The organism is Mycobacterium sp. RTGN5 (assembly GCF_033804465.1).
Lineage (GTDB): Bacteria > Actinomycetota > Actinomycetes > Mycobacteriales > Mycobacteriaceae > Mycobacterium.
Genome location: NZ_JAPZLA010000002.1, coordinates 555205 through 574557, shown reverse-complemented (window position 1 = coordinate 574557; position 19353 = coordinate 555205). Strand labels below are relative to the sequence as shown.

21 protein-coding genes are annotated in these 19353 nt (G+C 66.3%); 8 read left to right on the top strand and 13 right to left on the bottom strand.

Annotated features, from left to right (window positions below; genetic code table 11):
• A complete protein-coding gene (locus SLQ31_RS15425) occupies positions 1 to 1119 on the top strand; it encodes a YeiH family protein (protein WP_319434066.1) in 1119 nt (372 codons plus the stop codon).
• Positions 1120 to 1132: 13 nt separating this feature from the next.
• Here the strand turns inward: SLQ31_RS15425 and SLQ31_RS15420 are convergent, their stop codons facing one another.
• From SLQ31_RS15420 to SLQ31_RS15410, 3 genes are all read right to left on the bottom strand, one after another.
• Positions 1133 to 1720, bottom strand: coding sequence for a hypothetical protein (locus tag SLQ31_RS15420; RefSeq protein WP_319434064.1), 588 nt, complete (start codon positions 1718 to 1720; stop codon positions 1133 to 1135).
• A 57-nt stretch (positions 1721 to 1777) separates the two neighbouring features.
• Positions 1778 to 2209 carry an STAS domain-containing protein gene (locus SLQ31_RS15415; protein WP_319434062.1) on the bottom strand — a complete coding sequence of 144 codons (432 nt, stop codon included), beginning with the start codon at positions 2207 to 2209 and terminating at the stop codon, positions 1778 to 1780.
• A 172-nt stretch (positions 2210 to 2381) separates the two neighbouring features.
• The gene (locus tag SLQ31_RS15410; protein WP_319434060.1) at positions 2382 to 3344 is read right to left on the bottom strand and encodes an LLM class flavin-dependent oxidoreductase; all 963 of its coding nucleotides are present in this window, start codon (positions 3342 to 3344) and stop codon (positions 2382 to 2384) included.
• Positions 3345 to 3455: 111 nt separating this feature from the next.
• On the opposite strand from SLQ31_RS15410, the gene SLQ31_RS15405 reads away from it, so the two are divergent.
• Positions 3456 to 4028, top strand: coding sequence for a restriction endonuclease (locus SLQ31_RS15405; protein WP_319434058.1), 573 nt, complete (start codon positions 3456 to 3458; stop codon positions 4026 to 4028).
• Positions 4029 to 4033: 5 nt separating this feature from the next.
• Here SLQ31_RS15405 and SLQ31_RS15400 read toward each other — a convergent pair whose 3' ends face one another.
• Positions 4034 to 4903 (bottom strand): aldo/keto reductase, encoded by an 870-nt coding sequence (locus SLQ31_RS15400; protein WP_319434056.1) that lies wholly within the window; start codon positions 4901 to 4903, stop codon positions 4034 to 4036.
• 85 nt (positions 4904 to 4988) lie between these two features.
• Between SLQ31_RS15400 and mug the strand changes: the two genes are divergently transcribed.
• The gene (mug, locus tag SLQ31_RS15395; RefSeq protein WP_319434054.1) at positions 4989 to 5495 is read left to right on the top strand and encodes a G/U mismatch-specific DNA glycosylase; all 507 of its coding nucleotides are present in this window, start codon (positions 4989 to 4991) and stop codon (positions 5493 to 5495) included.
• On the opposite strand, the gene SLQ31_RS15390 is transcribed toward mug, so the two are convergent.
• Genes SLQ31_RS15390 through SLQ31_RS15380 form a run of 3 tightly spaced genes read right to left on the bottom strand, consistent with a single transcriptional unit; the run spans position 5485 to position 8427 of the window.
• Positions 5485 to 6729 (bottom strand): sulfotransferase, encoded by a 1245-nt coding sequence (locus SLQ31_RS15390; protein WP_319434052.1) that lies wholly within the window; start codon positions 6727 to 6729, stop codon positions 5485 to 5487. The two genes, mug and SLQ31_RS15390, sit on opposite strands and share 11 nt — an antisense overlap.
• Entirely contained in the window at positions 6726 to 7799 is a 1074-nt protein-coding gene (locus tag SLQ31_RS15385) for a DUF1214 domain-containing protein (RefSeq protein ID WP_319434050.1), read from the bottom strand. Before SLQ31_RS15385 ends, SLQ31_RS15390 begins: the two co-directional genes overlap by 4 nt.
• A gap of 1 nt (position 7800) precedes the next feature.
• A complete protein-coding gene (locus SLQ31_RS15380) occupies positions 7801 to 8427 on the bottom strand; it encodes a helix-turn-helix domain-containing protein (RefSeq protein ID WP_319434048.1) in 627 nt (208 codons plus the stop codon).
• A gap of 116 nt (positions 8428 to 8543) precedes the next feature.
• On the opposite strand from SLQ31_RS15380, the gene SLQ31_RS15375 reads away from it, so the two are divergent.
• The 3 genes from SLQ31_RS15375 to SLQ31_RS15365 all read left to right on the top strand — a co-directional run bounded on the left by SLQ31_RS15375 (position 8544) and on the right by SLQ31_RS15365 (position 10292).
• Positions 8544 to 9044, top strand: a complete 501-nt coding sequence (locus SLQ31_RS15375) for a protein disulfide oxidoreductase (protein WP_319434046.1) — start codon at positions 8544 to 8546, stop codon at positions 9042 to 9044.
• 8 nt (positions 9045 to 9052) lie between these two features.
• Positions 9053 to 9910, top strand: coding sequence for a cytochrome c biogenesis CcdA family protein (locus tag SLQ31_RS15370; RefSeq protein WP_319434044.1), 858 nt, complete (start codon positions 9053 to 9055; stop codon positions 9908 to 9910).
• A 70-nt stretch (positions 9911 to 9980) separates the two neighbouring features.
• Positions 9981 to 10292 carry a hypothetical protein gene (locus tag SLQ31_RS15365; protein WP_319434042.1) on the top strand — a complete coding sequence of 104 codons (312 nt, stop codon included), beginning with the start codon at positions 9981 to 9983 and terminating at the stop codon, positions 10290 to 10292.
• Positions 10293 to 10344: 52 nt separating this feature from the next.
• Here SLQ31_RS15365 and katG read toward each other — a convergent pair whose 3' ends face one another.
• The 3 genes from katG to SLQ31_RS15350 are packed head-to-tail and all read right to left on the bottom strand — an operon-like array spanning position 10345 to position 13296.
• Positions 10345 to 12543: a catalase/peroxidase HPI gene (katG, locus tag SLQ31_RS15360; RefSeq protein ID WP_319434040.1), complete on the bottom strand. Its 2199-nt coding sequence runs from the start codon at positions 12541 to 12543 to the stop codon at positions 10345 to 10347.
• A gap of 31 nt (positions 12544 to 12574) precedes the next feature.
• Positions 12575 to 13006 carry a Fur family transcriptional regulator gene (locus SLQ31_RS15355; protein ID WP_319434038.1) on the bottom strand — a complete coding sequence of 144 codons (432 nt, stop codon included), beginning with the start codon at positions 13004 to 13006 and terminating at the stop codon, positions 12575 to 12577.
• 56 nt (positions 13007 to 13062) lie between these two features.
• The gene (locus SLQ31_RS15350) at positions 13063 to 13296 is read right to left on the bottom strand and encodes a hypothetical protein (protein ID WP_319434036.1); all 234 of its coding nucleotides are present in this window, start codon (positions 13294 to 13296) and stop codon (positions 13063 to 13065) included.
• A 210-nt stretch (positions 13297 to 13506) separates the two neighbouring features.
• Here SLQ31_RS15350 and SLQ31_RS15345 point away from each other — a divergent pair, with 210 nt between their 5' ends.
• Both SLQ31_RS15345 and SLQ31_RS15340 read left to right on the top strand, forming a co-directional pair.
• The gene (locus tag SLQ31_RS15345; RefSeq protein ID WP_319434034.1) at positions 13507 to 14406 is read left to right on the top strand and encodes a mycobacterial-type methylenetetrahydrofolate reductase; all 900 of its coding nucleotides are present in this window, start codon (positions 13507 to 13509) and stop codon (positions 14404 to 14406) included.
• Positions 14407 to 14410: 4 nt separating this feature from the next.
• Positions 14411 to 15376 (top strand): enolase C-terminal domain-like protein, encoded by a 966-nt coding sequence (locus SLQ31_RS15340; protein ID WP_319434032.1) that lies wholly within the window; start codon positions 14411 to 14413, stop codon positions 15374 to 15376.
• A 9-nt stretch (positions 15377 to 15385) separates the two neighbouring features.
• On the opposite strand, the gene SLQ31_RS15335 is transcribed toward SLQ31_RS15340, so the two are convergent.
• The 3 genes from SLQ31_RS15335 to SLQ31_RS15325 are packed head-to-tail and all read right to left on the bottom strand — an operon-like array spanning position 15386 to position 19115.
• Complete coding sequence (locus tag SLQ31_RS15335) at positions 15386 to 15571, bottom strand: hypothetical protein (protein WP_319434030.1); 186 nt, start codon at positions 15569 to 15571, stop codon at positions 15386 to 15388.
• Between the two features lie 2 nt (positions 15572 to 15573).
• Positions 15574 to 16554, bottom strand: coding sequence for an MOSC domain-containing protein (locus tag SLQ31_RS15330; RefSeq protein ID WP_319434028.1), 981 nt, complete (start codon positions 16552 to 16554; stop codon positions 15574 to 15576).
• 44 nt (positions 16555 to 16598) lie between these two features.
• Positions 16599 to 19115 (bottom strand): glycogen/starch/alpha-glucan phosphorylase, encoded by a 2517-nt coding sequence (locus SLQ31_RS15325; RefSeq protein WP_319434026.1) that lies wholly within the window; start codon positions 19113 to 19115, stop codon positions 16599 to 16601.
• Positions 19116 to 19353 lie beyond the last annotated feature (238 nt).

Here is a 19353-nt window from a genome sequence, read left to right as displayed (position 1 = left end):
ATGAGCACAACTGACGTCGTACAGACCGACGAAGAACAGCCGATCTTCACCAGCCGCAACCTGCTCGACTATGTGCCGGGCGTACTGCTGCTGATCGCGATCGGCCTGTTGGGGAAGTACGCCCAGATCTGGTGGAATCTGCTTGCCAAAAAGGAACATTGGACCGTTCCCGATATCGAGTACGTGTTGTGGGCCATCGTGATCGGCCTGTTGATCACCAACACCGTCGGTGTGCACCGGATCTTCAAGCCGGGCGTGCAGACCTATGAGTTCTGGTTGAAGATCGGCATCGTCGCCCTTGGCGCCCGCTTCGTGTTGGGGGACATCGTCAAGCTGGGCGGGATCTCGTTGGTGCAGATCCTGCTGGACATGACCATCGCAGGCGGGGTCATCCTGCTGGCCGCCAAGCTGTTCGGCCTGTCCGGCAAGTTGGGCTCGCTGCTGGCCATCGGCACCTCGATCTGCGGGGTGTCGGCGATCGTGGCATCCAAGGGCGCGATCCGGGCCCGCAACTCCGATGTCAGCTACGCGATCGCGGCGATCCTGGCGCTGGGCGCCGTCGCGCTGTTCACACTGCCGGTGCTTGGCCACGCGCTGGGCCTGTCCGACCACGAGTTCGGATTGTGGGCCGGTCTGGCCGTGGACAACACCGCCGAGACCACCGCCACCGGTTACCTGTTCTCCGACGAGGCCGGCAAGCTCGCGGTGTTGGTGAAGTCCGTGCGCAACGCGCTGATCGGGTTCGTGGTGCTGGGCTTCGCGCTGTACTGGGCCTCGAAAGGCGAGGCCGACCAGATCGCCCCCGGCTTCGGCGCCAAGGCGAAGTTCGTCTGGGAGAAGTTCCCGAAGTTCGTGCTGGGTTTCCTGGCGGTGTCGGCGCTTGCCACGGCCCACTTGCTGAGCAAGGGGCAGGTCGCCAACCTGGGCAATGTGTCGAAGTGGGCGTTCCTGCTGACGTTCGCCGGGGTCGGGCTCAACACCAACTTCCGCGAGCTGGCCCGTACCGGGTGGCGGCCGCTGGTGGTGGCGGTCATCGGCCTGGTCGTGGTGGCCGTCGTGTCGCTCGGGCTGGTGCTGGTCACCTCACGGGTGCTGCATTGGGGCGTGGGCGCGACCTAGCGAGACGGTGAAATCAGTAAGGCGGCAGCTGCGGGTTGCCGGACGCGCCGGACGCCCCGTTGAGCTGATCGAGATAGTGGCGCAGCTGAAGTTGTGACATCAGCGGCCCGGGGGTAGCGGGCGGCTGGGCATCGGTCAGCGTCCACGGTTGGCAGCCGTCGGTCTTGAACGTGGCGTCACCGGGATCGATCTGCTGGATCTGCGGCTTCTTGGTAATCCCGTTGTCCAGGTTGGTCTGGCCGTCGGGTCCGCCGACCCGCTTCCAGTAGCAGGCGCTACCTTCGACCGGCCCGGCGGTGGCATAGGTGCCCGCCACGATGTCGACGCCGACCTTGTAGGTGCCGTCCGCGTCCATCGAGCTCTTGGGCCCGCCGGCCGGCGGAGCCGCGGACGGTGTCGCTCCAGGTGACGGCGTCGCCGCGGGTGACGACGTCGGTGCAGGGGAGGCCGGAGATGTGGTCGGTCCGGGGGCCGGACCTGTGGGTGCGTCGGAAGTCGCCGGTGCCGGCACCGGGGTCGTGGTGGGGTCCGCTGCCGCGATACCCGCGCCGGCTCCAACAACCAGCGCACCGGCGGCGATCACACTTGTAAATAGACGCACGTCAACCAGGGTAACCCGGTAACGCATAGCCGACCTAACCGTCGACGCTGAATCCAATTAAGCGGTCTTACTCAGCAGCGGCAGCAGGAACCGGCGGCGATCGAGGATCGCGTCGTCGAATTCGTGCTCGGCCTCGGCGACCGTGCCGACGACAGGGAAGACGACGTCGCTGTCCCGGCGCAGACGGCGGTTCACCGCGTCACTACCTACCGCGGCCCACTCGACACCCACCGAGTTGCAGATGTCGTCGATGTCGCACAGCAAACGGATCGCTTCGGGAGTGAACGAGCTCACGCCGGACAGGTCCAGAACGAACGGCTTGTCGGCGAGGACCAGCTTCTTCGCATAATCGGCGATGTGGTCGACGTTGGCGGAATCGACGCGTCCACTGACCGCGACGACCGTGGCCACGTGGCGGGAGTGTGCTCGGATATGGGCGCCCTTGTAATCGACGGTGGGGTTTCCGTACCGCGACGTGAAGCTCGTCATGGGCTGCCTCATTTCGGTCCTGTTGCGTGTGTGGCGGCCTATCGGCTGCCTCAACCTGACCCAAACGCTATGCCGCAAATTTAAGGTGACCGGGAGCTGCGGCTAAAACTCTGTTAAGAACCCAACTTTCGGACCGGAGTCCGAAATCGGGCAACCTCGACCACGAAAATGGCTAACGCAGGGCCGGCAGGACCTCGTCCGTAAGTAGAGTTACCGACTTCCATGCCTCCTCTACTGGCATGCCTCCAACCAGGGGATGCATGACGACCGGGCCGTAGTTTGCCGACGCCCGCACCTCATCGATCAACTGGTCGGGAGTCAGGAATCGGTACCTGCCTGAGGCCTGCACTTCGGCCAGGGTCTGCACTCCGGGCAGATGCATCAGGGAGCGCGACCGACCATCAGACCACCGTCCGTAGGTGACCGCCTCCCACAGAATGTGCTCGCCCAGCTCGGCCCAAGCCCGCTCAGGGTCTTCATGCAGGTAGATCATCCCGTGGTTGACCGCGGGCGGCATCAGCACGAACGGCCGCTGGCCCGCGTCGCGGCACAGCTCGGTGTAGTACTCGGCGAGGTCGGGCCGGTGGTCGGGCAGGCTCAGAGGCAACCCGAACCGCACCGCGCGCCGGACAGTGGCCCGCACTCCGCCGCCGACATAGAGCGGTGGATGCGGCTTGGTCCACGTTCCCGACACCACACCCGAGCCGTCGGTCCAGGACGCCAGCATGGTTTCCAGTAGCTGATCCATCAGTTCGCCGCGGCGGGCGAAGTCCACCCCGAGGGCTTCGTATTCCACTTCCCGGTAGCCAAGGCCGACGGTGGTGTGCAGGCGCCCGCGGCTCATCGCGTCGATCAGCGCGATGTCCTCGGCCATCCGGACCGGGTTCCACAACGGCCCCAGCGCACAGTCGATGCTGGCGAAGATGTTGGCCGTGCGGGCCAGGAACATCCCCGCGATCATCACCGGGTTGCAACTCCAGCCGTGTCCCGTGGCATGGTGCTCGTCGACGCTGACCGCGGCGATCCCGTGCCGGTCGCCGAACTGTGCCAACTCCAATGCGGCGGAGAGCAATTCACCCTGCACACCGGGTTCACCTCCGGGCGAGGCGAAATTGAAGCGGAGAATCGCGAGCATCTGAGCACTGTATTGCGGCCGTTGCGCCAAACTCGATGCGAACGGGTCACGATTTGGCCGCTGTGCCTGGTGGCCCGATTCCCTGTCAGTGCCCGCCGCTACGGTGGCGCCGTGCGCGAAGAGGCGGCCGCGGCCAGGACGGCACTGCAGTGGCTGGGACTGTGGGTTGTCACGACAGCGTTGTTGGCCTTCATCGGCCAGCTCAACACGGTGGCGTGGGCGCTGGCCGCCGTCAGTGCGGTGGCCGCAGTGGTATGCGCGTGGCGGGCCCTGCTCGCCTGGCTCGACCATCGCCGAAGCGCCAGGCGCGATGCGCTGTACCGCGCCACCGGACAGGCCACCGTGGATGCCATGACCGGCGTGGAATTCGAGCGCTATGTCGCCGCCGTACTGCGTGGCCTCGGCTACGCCGTCGAGCTAACAAGGGCGACTGGGGATTTCGGCGTCGATCTGATCGTTACCAGGGACGGTATCCGCACCGCAGTGCAGTGCAAACGGCAGAGCCGCGTGGTCAACGGCGCCGCCGTGCAGCAGGTGGTGGCCGGCGCAGCTGTGCACGATTGCAGCGCGACGATGGTGGTCTCCAACCACCGCTACACCCGGGCCGCCGAACAACTCGCCGAGGTGCACGGCTGCACGCTGGTCGATCGCACGCGGCTGGCCCGGCTCTCCCGCTCACACTGAGGGCGCTATTTTCCGGCGGTCGCCGCGTCGATGGCCTGGAATTCCTCCTCGGTCAGCTCGATCCCCGCGGCGGCGACGTTCGGTTCGAGGTGGTCGACGCGTGAAGTGCCGGGGATCGGCACGATCACCGGCGAGCGTTTCAGTAGCCAGGCCAGCGCGAGTTGTGACGGGCTGGCACCGTGGTCGGCCGCCAACGAGCCGAGGGGACCGTCGGTTTCGGCGAGTGGACCGGCAGCAAGCGGGAACCACGGAATGAACGCGATGCCTTGGGCTTCAGCCTCGTCGAGCAGGGCTTCGGCCGTGCGGGTCGTGAGGTTGTAGAGGTTTTGCACCGAGACGATGGATGCGACCTTCTGAGCGGCCTTGAGTTGGTCGACGTCGACCTCGGAGAGTCCGATGTGCCGGATCTTGCCCTCCTGCTGCAGCTTAGCGAGTTCGCCGACCTGGTCCTCAAGCGGGAAGTTCGGGTCGATGCGGTGCAGCTGATGCAGATCGATGCGATCGACGCCGAGTCGGCGCAGGCTCATTTCGACTTCTTGCCGTAAGTAGCTGGGGTTGCCGAGCGGTATCCACACATCCGGCCCCGTGCGGAGGAGCCCTGCCTTGGTGGCGATCACGACGTCGTCCCGGTAGGGATGTAGGGCCTCGCGGATCAACTCCTCGGCGATGTACGGCCCGTAGGAGTCGGCGGTGTCGATGAAGTTGACGCCCAGTTCGACCGCGCGACGCAGCACGCGAATCGACTCATCGTGATCATCTGGCGGGCCCCAGACGCCCTTGCCGGTGAGCCGCATCGATCCGAAGCCGAGTCGGTTTACCGTCAGCTCCCCAATAGAGATGGTGCCGGCTGCTCCCGCGTTCGTCGCGTCCGTCATGGTGCTCCGTTCGTCGTCGGTTGGATCCACTTCGAGCCTGGCACCAGAGCCCGGGCCTGTCCAACGCATGCTTCACTTCTTGTTGATGCGGACTTATGAGGCAGACATTCTGGCCAGCGGTCTAGACGTCGTCTTCTGCGGGATCAATCCGGCGCTGACGGCGCAGTCCGACGGATACAACTTCTCCAGTCCCACCAATCGGTTCTGGTCGGCCATCCACCTGGCCGGCTTCACCGACCGGCAATTGGCGCCTACCGAGGAGCGCAGACTTCTGCAATACGGTTGCGGCATAACCGCCGTCGTAATGCGGCCGACATCAGCGGCACGTGAGGTATCCGCACTCGAGATCCAGCAGGCACTTTCATCCTTCGAAACCAAGATGCGTGCGGCCTCTCCACGCGTGCTGGCGTTCCTGGGAAAGCCGGCGATATCGGTTGTACTCGGCACTAAGACGGTGAATTGGGGGCTGCAAGCCGATACCGTCGCCGGTGCTGCGGCTTGGGTGCTGCCCAACCCGAGTGGCCGTAATCGGCGGTTCCCCATCGCGGCACTGGTCGAGGCCTACGCCGAGTTGCGAGCGTTCAGCCGATGAACCGGTCCCGGTACGCGCCGAGCCGCTCGGCTACTTCGCCCGCGTCGAGTCCCACGTCGGCGAGGTCGTAGATCACCTCGCCGTAGCGTCCGCGCGGATGCGCGGCGATGAAGCCGGCCATCGCGGTGCGCACGTCGTCGCCGTAGGGCTGGTCGGCCAGTTCGTAGATCGCCGACAGCGTGCCCTGTTCGTCGGCCATGAAGTCGGTGAACCGCACGTCGATCGACTGATCAACCGGAAGCACGTCGCGGTCGCGCAGACATCCGTTGAACAGGTCGTCGGCGCGGTCGAACCAGGATCGCGCGATCTTGGCGGGATCGGGCTGCGCGCAGGCCATTCGGGATGCGTAGACGATCATGGTGAGCATCGAGCGCGTCACCTCCACTGGATCACGATGCGTCACAACAAATGTCGCGTCCGGGAAGGTGGCGTACAGGGTGGGGAACTGCTCGAGGTGTTGCGGGGATTTGAGCACCCAGCGAGTGCCGCCCCGCAGCCACTGCATGGCCTGCAACTGTCGCTTGAGGTAGGCGTATGACGGTCCCTGGTCGTGGGATTTGTAGTGGGCTGCGAATGTCGGGATGTGGTACGTGGTTTCGAAGAGCATGCCGGAGATGTCGTTGGCCAGCAGCTGAATTTCCTCGTGTGCATGGTCGACGGTCATATCGTGCATCCGCTTGAAGTCGGGCATCGAGGTGTCGACCAAATCCAGCCCGGTCGAACATCGATCGCGGCGTGCGGAGTCCTCTTCGCCCGGGGCGGGGAAGGGTTCCAAACTCTCCCAGTACGACAGATAGCGCAGGTTCGGGTCGGCGGCGATGAGGTTGTGCAGGTGAGTCGTACCGGTGCGGGGCAGACCGCAGATGATGATCGGCCGCTTGATTTCGACGTCCTCGATCTCGGGATGCTCGGCGACGAGCGCCTCGAATCGAAGCCGGTTGACCAGATTGCCGACTAGTTGTTCGAAGACCACGGCGACACCGACGTCGGACAGCCCGGTCTCCTCGCGCAGCGAGCCGGTCAGGACGTCGAGGCGTTCACGGAAACTGTCGTCGCCCCAACCGTCGAGCCCGGTGCGCTCACTTGCTGTGGCCAGCAACGCCTCTGAGGTCAAGTCCAAGATCGACCCGTAGCCCGCCAGCGCCTCGCGCATCGGCTGGGCCGCCTCGGGGAACACCGGGTTGGCCAGGTCGGTGAACCTGATCGGCGCCGGCCGCTGCACGCCCGCGGTCATGCCGAGACCTCCGCGATGTCGACGACCCGGCAGATCGGCCGCTTCGGCGTCTCCTCGGGCAGGAACCAGCGCAGCCAGATCAGCCCCTTGGTCCGCCCGGCCGTCGATACCCAGTTGGGATGGCCGGGATCGCTGTCGCTCACCACGATTCGCCACGAGCCATCGTCCTCGTAGGTGATGTGCGCACAGTTGATGGTGACGCGCTCGTAGCTGTAGTCGTAGGTGTGCAGGAACGGATTCCACAGGCACAGGTTCCAGAACACGCATTCCGGCGACGTGCCGTCAATGATCAGCGCCTGGCCGGGCTGAAGTTCGTAGGCGCCCATCGCGTAGGCGGCGTCGCCCGCAGCCCAGCCAAAGGTCTGCTGGGGCACCGGATACGGTTCGGCGATCTCGTTGGGCGGGTCGACACGGACGGGGATGAAGGAGCACTGATCGGCGAGCCACGTCTTGGCGCACCGCAGCCGCCGGATGAGGTCGGCCCGGTTGTCGTCCTGCCTGCGCGCGGGCGGGTCGACGGCCTCGATCTTCCACTGCACCCGCCGGTCGGTTTCAGGGTTCTCCAGGTAGTCGCGGGTCAGCGCGACAACGGCATCCGATTCGAGCTTCAGCCAGGCGCCCGGCTGCGGGTCGGGGCTGATGATGAACTCGAAGTTGCCCTCGTCGTCGAACTCCAGCGAGCGGTCGTTCATCGTGCCGACGATGCGATCGCTGTAGTGACCGTCGTCCGGTCCGCCGTAGACGGTGATCGACAGGTAGACGGAGTCACCCCGGTTTCCGGTGACCCGGTAGGTGCGATTGGGGTCGATCGGGGCGAGTTGGTAAAACGCATCCGAGTTGTCGCCGCCCCACCGCAGATACGGCCCGATGACGTCGACGAACCGGGGATTGGCCGTGTCACCCCACACGAAGGTGTCGACTGCCACGCGCAGCAGGCTGAACGTCAGTCGATACCCGTCGAGGATGTCGGCTTCCTCGAGCGGGGGATCGGCGGCCAGGAACTTGCGCTCGAACGAGCCGAGCTCGTCGAGCAGTTCGTGAAAGGCCGTGGATAGTTCGTCGTGGGACATGTCATTCCTTCTCTCGTGCCTGCGCGCCCTGCATGACCAGGGCGCAGAGTTTGTCGACCAGGTGGTCGGTGTCGTCGCGCCCATCGACGAGGGCGCCGTAGAAAGTGGTCCCGACCAGCACGTTGAACAGCGTGTCGGTGTCGATGTCGGCGCGCACCACGCCTTGTTCGGCGCCGGCGCGGACCAGGTCGGCCAGCTCGCCGCGAATCCTGTCGTCGAGCAATTGCTGTGTGCGGATGTGCAATTCGGCGTCACGGCGGCGTTCGGCAAGGATGCCCATGGTGGCGGCTTCGACCACCGGCTCGCGCCAGAAGGTCACCGCACCGCGAACGAACTCGCGCAGATCGGTCTCGAAGTCACCCGAGCGTGGCAACGCGGCACCGCCGACGTCAGCACCGAATGCGGCCTCGAAGACCACGTGCGCCTTGGACGGCCAACGCCGGTAGACGGTCGGGCGGCTCACCCCGGCCGCGCGTGCGATCGATTCCATCGACACCTGGTCGTAGCCGACATCGGTGAGCAATCGGCGGGTGGCCGTCATGATCGCTTCGTCGGTGCGCGGGTCTCGGGGGCGACCGCGCACGGGCTCCGGACCTACCGACTGGATGCCGCGATCCGGGGCTGTCATGGCACATTATGTTCCGTTACGTCACGTAAAGTGTCAAGGGGCCCAGATTGAACCGGATGGCCTCGGGTAAACGTGACATCAAGAGCAGTCCACCCCGACGGCCAGGAGGCCATGCCATGAAACTCTGGTTGCACCGCGTGTTCCAGGCCCTGGCCGTGCTGATGGCCGCGCTCACCGTCGGAGTCGCCACGCCGCCGATCGCCGCCGCCGAGGACCAGCTGGGCTTCACCGGCACAACCCTGAGCGGAGCCCCGTTCAACGGCGCCAGCCTGCAGGGCAAGCCGGCGGTGCTGTGGTTCTGGACCCCGTGGTGCCCGTTCTGCAACCAGGAAGCCCCGAATGTCAGCCAGGTGGCGGCGGCGAACCCGAAGGTCACCTTCGTCGGGGTCGCCGCACGTTCCGACGTGGGGCAGATGGAGAACTTCGTGTCGCGGTACAACCTGAACTTCACCAACCTCAACGATGCGGACGGGTCGATCTGGGCGCGGTTCAACGTGCCGTGGCAACCCGCGTATGTGTTCCTTCGTCCCGATGGGACGTCGACGTTCGTGAACAACCCGACGTCGGCGATGTCGGAGCAGGAGCTCAGCGACCGGGTGCACGCACTGGCGTCCTGAGCCCACCCGTGGATGCAAACTTGACCGGGCTGGCACTGGCCGCGGGGATGGTCGCCGCGCTCAACCCATGCGGATTCGCCATGCTGCCGGCGTACTTGACACTCGTCGTTCGCGGCGAGGGCGCGGACCCGAGCCGGACGGCCGCGGTGGGTCGCGCCCTGGCGGCCACCGCCGCGATGGCACTGGGATTCCTCGCGGTGTTCGGCGTGTTCGGACTGTTGACGGTGCCGGTCGCCAGCGTCGTGCAGCGCTACCTGCCCTATGCCACCATCGTCATCGGTATCGGCCTTGTCGCCCTTGGCATTTGGCTGTTGGCCGGCCGCGAACTGACCTGGAATCCGGTCGGGTCCACCGGGCGGTGGGCTCCGACGGCGCGGCTGGGTTCGATGTTCGGCTATGGGGTGGGTTACGCCATTGCCTCCCTGTCGTGCACCATCGGACCGTTTCTCGCGGTCACCGGCAGCACTCTGCGCAGCGGTTCGGTGACCAGCGGCGTACTCGTGTACGCGGCCTATGCCGCGGGCCTGGCGTTGGTGGTCGGCGTGCTCGCGGTCGGGATCGCCCTGACCAGTACCGCACTGGTCGATCGGATGCGCCAGCTGCTGCCCTACGTCAGCCGGATCAGCGGTGTGGTGCTGATCGCCGTGGGTCTCTATGTCAGCTACTACGGCCTCTACGAGATCCGGTTGTTCAGTGCTGACGGCAATCCCGCCGACCCGATCATCGCCGCGGCCGGCCGGCTCCAGGGCACCGTAGCGGGCTGGGTCTATCGCACCAGCGCCTGGCCCTGGGTCGTCGCGCTGGCGGTCCTGATCGCGGCCACCGCCGTGGTCAGGCTGCGCCGCGCGCGCCGGCACCGCCCCTGAAGCGCGGTCGTCACGTAGTGGGCGTGGGTATAGTCCGCTGCACGCTCCGAAACAGGGGAGGGAGCCACGGATGAAACGACATTCGATGCGAACCTACGGTGTTGCCGGGGCGGCGGTGCTGGCGCTGGCCGGCGTTCCCGCCGCGCTTGTGACCGTCGCGCCCAGTGGTGAGGCGCACGCCGACGTGTGCGCCTCGGCGGGCCGGCGGGTCTCCGTCAGTGGCTGCGCCAACTTGTCCGACGTGATGGCGCCCTATGTGCCGCCGCCGTCCTATTACGCGCCGCTGCCCGAGGACTATCCGCCGCCGCCTCCACCTCCGCCGCCCGTCAGCGGTTGCGTGGGCTACAACGGCCGCTGGGTCAGCGCCGGCGGCTGCCGCTAGAACGAACGAAACCCCGCGGGCAATGCCCGCGGGGTTTCGCTTACTGCTCAGATCAGATGTCGAACCGGTCGGCGTTGGCCACCTTGGCCCAGGCCTTGGCGAAGTCCTTGACGAACCTCTCCTTGTTGTCGTCCTGGGCGTAGACCTCGGCCACCGCACGCAGGATCGAGTTCGAGCCGAACACCAGATCGGCGGCGGTCGCCGTCCACTTGGCAGCACCCGTCGCGCGGTCAGTGCCCTCGTAGACGTTCTCGGAGGTCTCCGACGCCTTCCACACCGTGCCCATGTCGAGCAGGTTGTTGAAGAAATCGGTCGACAGCACGCCCACCTTGTCGGTGAACACCCCGTGCTTGGTGCCGCCATGGTTGGCGCCAAGCACCCGCAGGCCACCGATGAGCACGGTCAGCTCGGGGCCGGTGACACCGAGGAGGGTCGCCTTGTCGATCAGGAGCTGCTCCAGTGGACGCTTCTCGCCGGCCCGCGCGTAGTTGCGGAAACCGTCGGCCCGCGGTTCGAGAACCGCGAACGACTCCACATCGGTTTCCTCCTGCGAGGCATCGCCGCGGCCCGGGGTGAAGGGCACCGTGACCTCGACGCCGCCGTCCTTGGCGGCCTTCTCGATCGCGGCGTTGCCCGCAAGCACGATGACATCGGCCAGCGAAACCTGGTTGCCGCCTGCGGCGTTGAAGTCAGCCTGGACCTTCTCCAGCGCCGGCAGCACCTTGGCGAGCTCGGACGGCTCGTTGGCCTCCCAGTTCTTCTGCGGCTCAAGGCGAACCCGCGCACCGTTGGCGCCACCGCGCTTGTCGGTGGTGCGGTAGCTGGACGCCGAGGCCCACGCCGCCTTCACCAACTGCGGCACCGAAAGGCCCGCAGCCAGCACCGCACTCTTGATCTTGGCGGCGTCGGCGTCGTCGATCAGCCCACCGGTGGCGGCAGGAACCGGGTCCTGCCACAGCTGCGGCTCGGCAACCCACGGACCGAGGTAGCGGCTGATCGGACCGAGGTCGCGGTGCAGCAGCTTGTACCAGGCCCTGGCGAACGCGTCGTTGAGCTCCTCGGGATGATCCAGCCAGCGGCGGGTGATCGCGCCGAACTCCGGATCGACCCGCATCGAGACGTCGGTGACCAGCATCGTGGGCTTGCGGTTCGGGCCGCCGAACGGATCGGGGATGATCGCTTCGGCATCCTTGGCCTGGAACTGCCACGCGTCGGCCGGGCTCTTGACCAGTTCCCACTCGTAGCCGTACAGGATCTCGAGAAAGCGGTTGCTCCACTCGGTGGGCTTGTCCGTCCACACGACCTCGAGACCACTGGTGACGGTGCTGCCGCTCTTGCCGCCCGCAAACGGGCACTGCCAGCCAAGGCCCTGCGACTCGATCGAGGCGCCTTCAGGCTCCGGGCCCACCAGGTGGGCGGCGTCGCCGGCACCGTGGGTCTTGCCAAGGGTGTGGCCGCCGACGATCAGCGCAGCGGTCTCCTCGACGTCCATCGCCATCCGGCCGAAGGTTTCCTTGATGTCGATGGCGGCCTTCAGCGGATCCGGATTGGCTTCGGGCCCTTCCGGATTGACGTAGATCAGGCCCATGGTGGTGGCGCCGTACGGGTCGGCCAGCTCGCGCTCACCGGAGTAGCGCTTGTCGGTGCCCATCCACTCGTCTTCTTCGCCGAACAGCACCTCTTCGGGCTCCCACACGTCGGGACGCCCGAAGGCGAAGCCGAACGTCTGGAAGCCTGCGGACTCCAGCGCGACGTTCCCGGCCAGCACCAGCAGGTCGGCCCACGAGAGCTTGTTGCCGTACTTCTTCTTGACCGGCCACAGCAGGCGGCGAGCCTTGTCCAGGTTGGCGTTGTCCGGCCAGCTGTTCAGCGGGGCGAAGCGCTGCAAGCCCTGCCCGGCGCCACCGCGACCGTCGAAGATGCGGTAGGTGCCTGCGGCGTGCCAGCTCAACCGGATGAACAGGCCGGCGTAGCTGCCGTAGTCGGCGGGCCACCAGTCCTGAGAGGTGGTGATCACCGAGAGAACGTCGGCCTTCACCGCCTCGGGATCGAGCTTGGCGAACTCCTTGGCGTAATCGAAATCGTCGCCGAGCGGGTTGGAGTACGGGGAGTGCGGGTGCAGCTTGGAGACGTCGACCTGATCCGGCCACCAGTCCTGATTGGTCCGCGGCCCATGGGCTTTCGGCTGCGGCGCGTCGATGACCGGATTTTCGCTCTCGGACACTTTGTCCCTTTCCATTCCATATTTCATTTGGGTGATTGGGCTGTGATCACGTGTGTGATCAGGAAGGTTCCTTCGATGTGCAGTCAGGGCACAGGCCCCAATAGACGACCTCGGCTTCGTCGAGGACGAAACCGTTGTAATCAGACGGCGTCAAACACGGTGCGTCGCCGACGGCACAGTCGACGTCGCCGATGACACCGCACGATCGGCAGACCACGTGGTGGTGGTTGTCACCGACGCGCGATTCGTAGCGGGCGACCGAGCCAGAGGGCTGGATACGGCGCACCAACCCGGCGGCGGTCAATGCATGCAGGACGTCGTAGACCGCCTGGCGCGACACGTCGGGCAGGCCGGCGCGCACCGCGGAAAAGATCGTGTCGGTGTCGGCGTGCGGGTGGGAATGCACGGCCTCGAGCACCGCGACGCGGGGGCGGGTGACCCGCAGCTGCGCTGTCCGCAGCTGGTCGGCAAGATCCGACGTGGAGGTCACGATGAGATAGTCGTCCCTTTTCTGGAATCAGTCAAGAGTGGGCCGGAAGCGCCTGCTCAAGGGCGTGGCGCGACCTGGCTGCCTGGGCTCGCGGTGGGGTTCAGCGGCGCAATCGGGGATGGACTGAAGTTGTTCGGGCCGGGCAGCGTGTTCTTGCTCGTCGGCGACACGGAGGGGCTCGTCGTGGAGGCAGGCTCGGCGCCCTTGGCGCCACACGCGGTGAACATGACAATGCCGACGGCGGTCAACGCCACCGCGCAGATCCCACGGATTCGATTCCGACCCCTCATTGCTGACCCCTCGACCATGGCCTCGCCACAACGGCGATACCACACCGAAAGCTACCCTCTCACGGGTTTGCGCAACGCGCTTTGCAGATCGCGCCCTCGGCGCGACGTGGGGCCACGACCGGGCTTTCTGTAGGGTGATCGGCGGATCGCGTCCGGCGGCCATCCCGGCTCGCACCCCGGGGACCCAGTCGTCTTGTCAGGAGCAGTTTCGTGCCCCTCAACACTGTCGCGCTCGAACTCGTGCCGCCCAATACCGATCGCACTCCGGACGAGGTTCTGGAGGAGGCGCGCAAGGTCGTGCAGTTCTCCGCGGAGACCGGCCTGGAGGGCCGCATCGGCCACGTGATGATCCCCGGGATGATCGAAGAGGACGACGACCGGCCGATCGAGATGAAGCCCAAGCTCGACGTGCTCGACTACTGGACGCGCATCACGCCGGAACTACCCGGGGTGCGCGGCCTGTGCACCCAAGTCACCGCGTTCCTGAATGAAGAGACGCTGGGCGGACGGTTGACCGAACTGCTCGACGCGGGCATGGAAGGCATCGCCTTCGTCGGCGTCCCGCGCACCATGAACGACGGCGAGGGTGCCGGCGTCGCACCGACCGACGCGCTGACGATTTATCGCGACGTCGTGCCCAACAGAGGGGCGATCCTGATCCCGACCAGGGAGGGCGAAGCCGGCCGGTTCGGTTTCAAATGCGGCCGCGGCGCCACCTACGGCATGACCCAGCTGCTCTACTCCGACGCGATTGTCGGCTTCCTGACCGAGTTCGCCGCGACCACCGAATTCCGGCCGGAGATCCTGCTGTCGTTCGGCTTCGTGCCGAAGGTCGAGAGCCGGGTCGGGCTGATCAACTGGCTGATCCAGGACCCGGGCAACGCGGCCGTCGCGGCCGAGCAGGATTTCGTGCGCACGCTGGCGGGCAACGAACCCGACGTCAAGCGCCGCCTGCTGGTCGATCTGTACAAGCGGGTCGTCGACGGTGTGGCCGATCTCGGGTTCCCGTTGAGCATCCACTTCGAGGCGACCTACGGCATGTCCCGCCCGGCCTTCGAGACGTTCGCGGAGATGCTGGCCTACTGGTCGCCGGCGGGGTCCGCCCGCTAATCCAGTGAAAGCACTGATCGATTTCGAGGGCGCACGAGCCTTCGCCATCCCGGTTCGCGACTCCTACCGCGGCTTCACCGCCTGCGAGGGAATGCTGATCGAGGGACCGCAGGGGTGGGGCGAGTTTTGCCCGCCCCGCACGAGCGATGATCTGGCGGCCGCTCGCTGGCTGACCTCGGCGATCGAGGGCGGCACCGTCGGCTGGCCCGACCCCGTGCGCGGCCGAGTCGCGGTAGCGGTGGTGGTGCCCGCCGTCGACCCGCAGGAGGCCGCAGCCATCGTCGCGGGCAGCGGCTGCCTTGCGGCCGATGTTCACGTCACCGGGCAGCCCGAGGATGTGGCTCGACTCGGGGCGGTACGCGACGCGCTGGGGCCCGACGGCGCGATCCGCTGCCTGGTCGAGCAAGCCTGGGATGTCGACACCGCCGTCGCGACGATTCCGGTTCTGGACGCAGCTGCCGGCGGGTTGGAGTTCGTCCAACAGCCATGCGCGACGACCGCGGAGCTGGCGGCGGTGCGCGGCCGCGTCGACGTGCGGGTGGCGGTCGACGTGGCCGCCCTCGGCAATACCGGACCGGCGTTGTCAGAGGTCGCCGACATCGCGGTCCTGAGCGTCGGGCCGCTCGGAGGTGTGCGGCGGGCTTTGCGGTTCGCCGAACGCTGCGATCTGCCGTGCGTGGTCTCGGCGGCATCCGGGGCGTCGGAGACCAGCATCGGGCTCGCCGGGGGACTGGCGCTGGCCGGTGCGCTGCCTGAGGTTCCGTTCGCCTGCGGGCTGGGCACCGCCGCGGTGTTGGCCGGCGACATGGTCTCGCCGGGCCGGGCGCTGACTCCGGTCGAGGGTTATCTGCCGGTGGCTCCGACGGCGCCGGCGCCCGATGCCGCGCGCATCGCGGAGTTCTCGCTCGACGACGCCGAGCGGATCACGTGGTGGCGCCGGCGTCTGAGTGTCGCGCAACAACTTCTGTAGAAACGCGGCTTAACGTCGGGGGCGCCAGGCCCAGACGGCCAGGCCGACACCGATCAGTGCGGCGATCGGTCCGATGACCGACCAGGTCGTGGTATTGCTCATCGGGCTGCCCTGAACCACACCGAATCCCTGCAGCGCCCACAGCGATCCGAAGAGCGCGACGAGCACACCCACTACACCCACGGCGTGACGCATGGTCAGCTCCTTTTCCCGGTTGGCATGGCGGCGGACACCGCCCGCATGACGGCTCGTTTCACTTTCGTCGCACCCGACCCGGCGGTGGCGCCGATCGCCGAGCGATTCGGCGGATCCAGTTGCAGCGCATCACCTTCCGCGATGCGGCCAGCTCGGGTGATGTTGCCGTAGACACCGAGGCAGCGCCGCGAATGGGCGGCGATGATGCGGGTGATCTCTTTGTCCCGCTTGAGTTCGGGCTGTTCGTGGGACGGCATCACGCAGCGGATCGTGGGGATCAGCGGCTGCAGTTCGGCGTGCGGGGCAGCCAACATGCCACCACACCAGTCCCACTCCGGATGAGGCGAGGTACCGGGGGAGTCCACCACGATCGTCGGCCGGAATCGCCGGAGGTCGAAATCGGAATCCGGTGCCAGCCCGGCCATGGTGGCCAAGCTCTGCTCGGTGATGATGTGGACGGGGTAGGCGTCGACGTAACTGCCGACCGGTGTGGCGTAGCGGCTGATCTCGGCGAGCTTTCGGACCGGGAACATCGACAGGTCGGGCAGCGGTTCGCCGTCCTCGAGGCCGAAGATCGTGCGCAGGTCGGTTTTCGTGGCCATCGGTCCGCGGTATTGGTCGCGACGATCGATCGGCGGCAGCGGGTGCAGTTCCACCTCGCGATCCAGGTAGCGCGACAGCGCTTGGTGCACACCGGGATCGGAGCTCGTGGCCTCGGTGCCGTCGGGGAAGGTGATGACGACGTCTGGCGCGTGGCCCGGCCCGGCGTCCGGCGGCGGGGTCTGTGCGTAGCGGGCCGTCAGCCAGAGCAAACTGGGCAGCCGTTTGGCGCTGGTCGTCGCGTCGAGTTCGACGTCACGCACGGCCCAGGTGCGATCGGCATGCAGACCGAGCTCGCCGATCTGGGCTTCGGCGAGCTGCTCTCCCAGCATCGACTTGACCGGATAGCGCCAAATCGAGGTGATGCGGCCGGCGGGGATCATCTCCCCAGACTAGGACCTTGCGCCCGGCACCCGTCCGTCCGGAGCTACAGCTTGACCGGCATCGCGCCGACGTGCCAGATCTCATCGCAGTACTCGGCGATCGCGCGGTCGGAGGAGAACTTGCCGCTGCGCGCCGCGTTGAGGATCGACATCCGCGACCAGGCGTCGGAATCCTCCCAGGCGGCACTGACCCTGGCCTGGCAATCCACGTAGGAGCGATAGTCGGCAAGCACCAGGAACGGGTCGTGGTGCAGCAGGTTATCGACCAGTGGTCGCAGCACCTCGGTGTCGCCGTGGGTGAACGTGCCCTGCACGATCAGTTCGAGCACCTCGGCCAGCTCGGGGTCGCGCTCGACGAAGCTGGTGGGCCGGTATCCGTCGGCCTTCAGCTGTTCCACCTCGTCGACGGGGAGGCCGAAGAGGAAGAAGTTCTCGGGGCCGGCCTCTTCGCGGATCTCGACGTTGGCGCCATCCAGTGTCCCGATGGTCAACGCCCCGTTGATCATGAACTTCATGTTCCCGGTGCCCGAGGCTTCCTTGCCCGCGGTGGAGATCTGTTCGGACAGGTTGGCCGCCGGATAGATCAGGTGGGCGTTCTTGACGTTGAAGTTCGGCAGGAACACCACCCGCATGTAGCGGTTCACGTCGGGATCGTTGTTGATGGTGGCGCCGATGGCGGTGATCAGCCTGATCATTCGTTTGGCGATGAAGTAGCCCGGCGCGGCCTTGCCACCGAAGATGAACGCACGTGGCGCGATCCCGAATCCCGGATTGCGCTTGAGCCGGTTGTAGAGCGTGATGATGTGCAGCACGTTGAGGTGCTGGCGCTTGTATTCGTGGATCCGCTTGACCTGGACGTCGAACATCCACGTCGGGTCGAGCTCGATGCCGGTCGCGGAATGCACATATTCGGCAAGGCGACTCTTGTTGGCGCGCTTCATATCTCGCCAACGCTCCCGGAACGCCGGATCGTCAACGTAGGACTCGAGGCCGCGCAACTGTTCCAGGTCGGACAACCACCCTTCGCCGACGGTCTCGTCGAGCAGGGTGCGCAGCCCCGGATTGGACAGACCCAGGAACCGACGCGGGGTGACGCCGTTGGTCACGTTGCCGAACCGCTCCGGCCACATCTCGTAAAAGTCTTTCAGCACACTGGCTTTCAGCAATTCTGAGTGCAGAGCAGCGACACCGTTGACGGCGTGGCTGCCCACGGTGGCCAGGTGCGCCATCCGCACACTCTTGCCGCCGTCTTCACCGATCAGCGACATCCGCCTGGCCCGGTCCTCGTCGCCGGGGAACGTGGCCGCGACCTCGTCGAGGAACCGGTCGTTGATCTCGTAGATGATCTCCAGGTGCCTGGGCAGGGATTCACCGAAGATCCCCAGCGGCCAGGTCTCGAGCGCCTCGGGCAGCAGCGTGTGGTTGGTATAGGCGAAGGTCGCGACGGTGATCTCCCAGGCCTCGTCCCACGCCATGTGGTATTCGTCGAGGAGCAGCCGCATCAGTTCGGCCACCGCGATCGACGGGTGGGTGTCGTTGAGCTGGATCGCCCACTTGTCCGGCAGTGCTGTCAGCGGCAGCCGGGCCCGCTCGAGGTGGATCCGCAGGATGTCCTGCAGCGACGAGCTGACGAAGAAATACTGCTGCTGCAGCCGCAGGCGCTTACCGGCCTCGGGTTCGTCGTTGGGGTAGAGGACCTTTGAGATCTTCTCCGAGAGCACCTCGTCCTCGACCGCCTTGTAGAAATCCCCGGTATTGAACGCGTCCAGCGCGAACGAGGACATCGACCGGGCACTCCACAGGGTCAGCGTGTTGCAGGTGTTCACGCCGTAGCCCTGGATCGGGGTGTCGTAGGAGACGCCCTTGATCACCCGCCGCGGGATCCAGCGCACCCGGTGATTGCCTGCCACATCCTCGTACTGTTCGGTGCGCCCGCCCCAGTTCACCAGGTAGCTCGCGTCGGGCTTGTCGATCTCCCACGGGTTGCCGGCGACCAGCCAGTTGTCGGTCTTCTCGACCTGCCAGCCGTCCTGGATCTCCTGGTCGAAAATGCCGAATTCGTAACGGATTCCGTAGCCGATCGACGGGCGCTGCAGGGTGGCCAGCGAGTCCAGGTAACAGGCGGCCAGCCGGCCGAGGCCACCGTTGCCCAGACCGGGCTCCTCCTCACACTCCATGATCACGTCGAGGTCTTGGCCAAGGGCGGCCAACGCTTCGCGGGCCTCCTTCTCGATGCGCAGGTTGAGCAGGTTGTTGCCGAGCTGAGGCCCCATCAGGAATTCCGCGGACAGGTAGCAGGTCACCTTGGCCGGGCCGTGCAGGAGATCCTGAGTGGTGGCCATCCAGCGCTGCTGCATCCGGTCACGAACAGCCAAAGCCAGCGCGCGGTAGTAGTGCTCAGTGGTCAGCACGCTCGGCGGCCGGGCGATCGAATAGACCAGGTGATCGGCGATCGCGCGGCGCAACGCATCCGCCGATAATCCGGTGCGGCTGTGCTCGTGGGGTCGCAGGGCGGCCTCGCCGGTGACGTCCCCCGGGGCGTTGCTCACGACATCCGTCATTGCGTTTCTCCTGCTCCCAGACCAGACCGCTTCTCGGTCCGTACGAGGACCCGAAGTCTGGCACCGCCGCATTTCGGCAAGGCGAGGTCCACGAGTCGCTCCCGTGAACTATCGCGCATCAACGTGTGCGCCGCGCGCCGAGCAAACGCGGTCGTTTGGTAAACGGTCGTCGCCGACCCAGCCGGGGCTATACATTCTTTCGAAAGTGTTCACTACGGAGTTGTTCACTGCCGCGTAC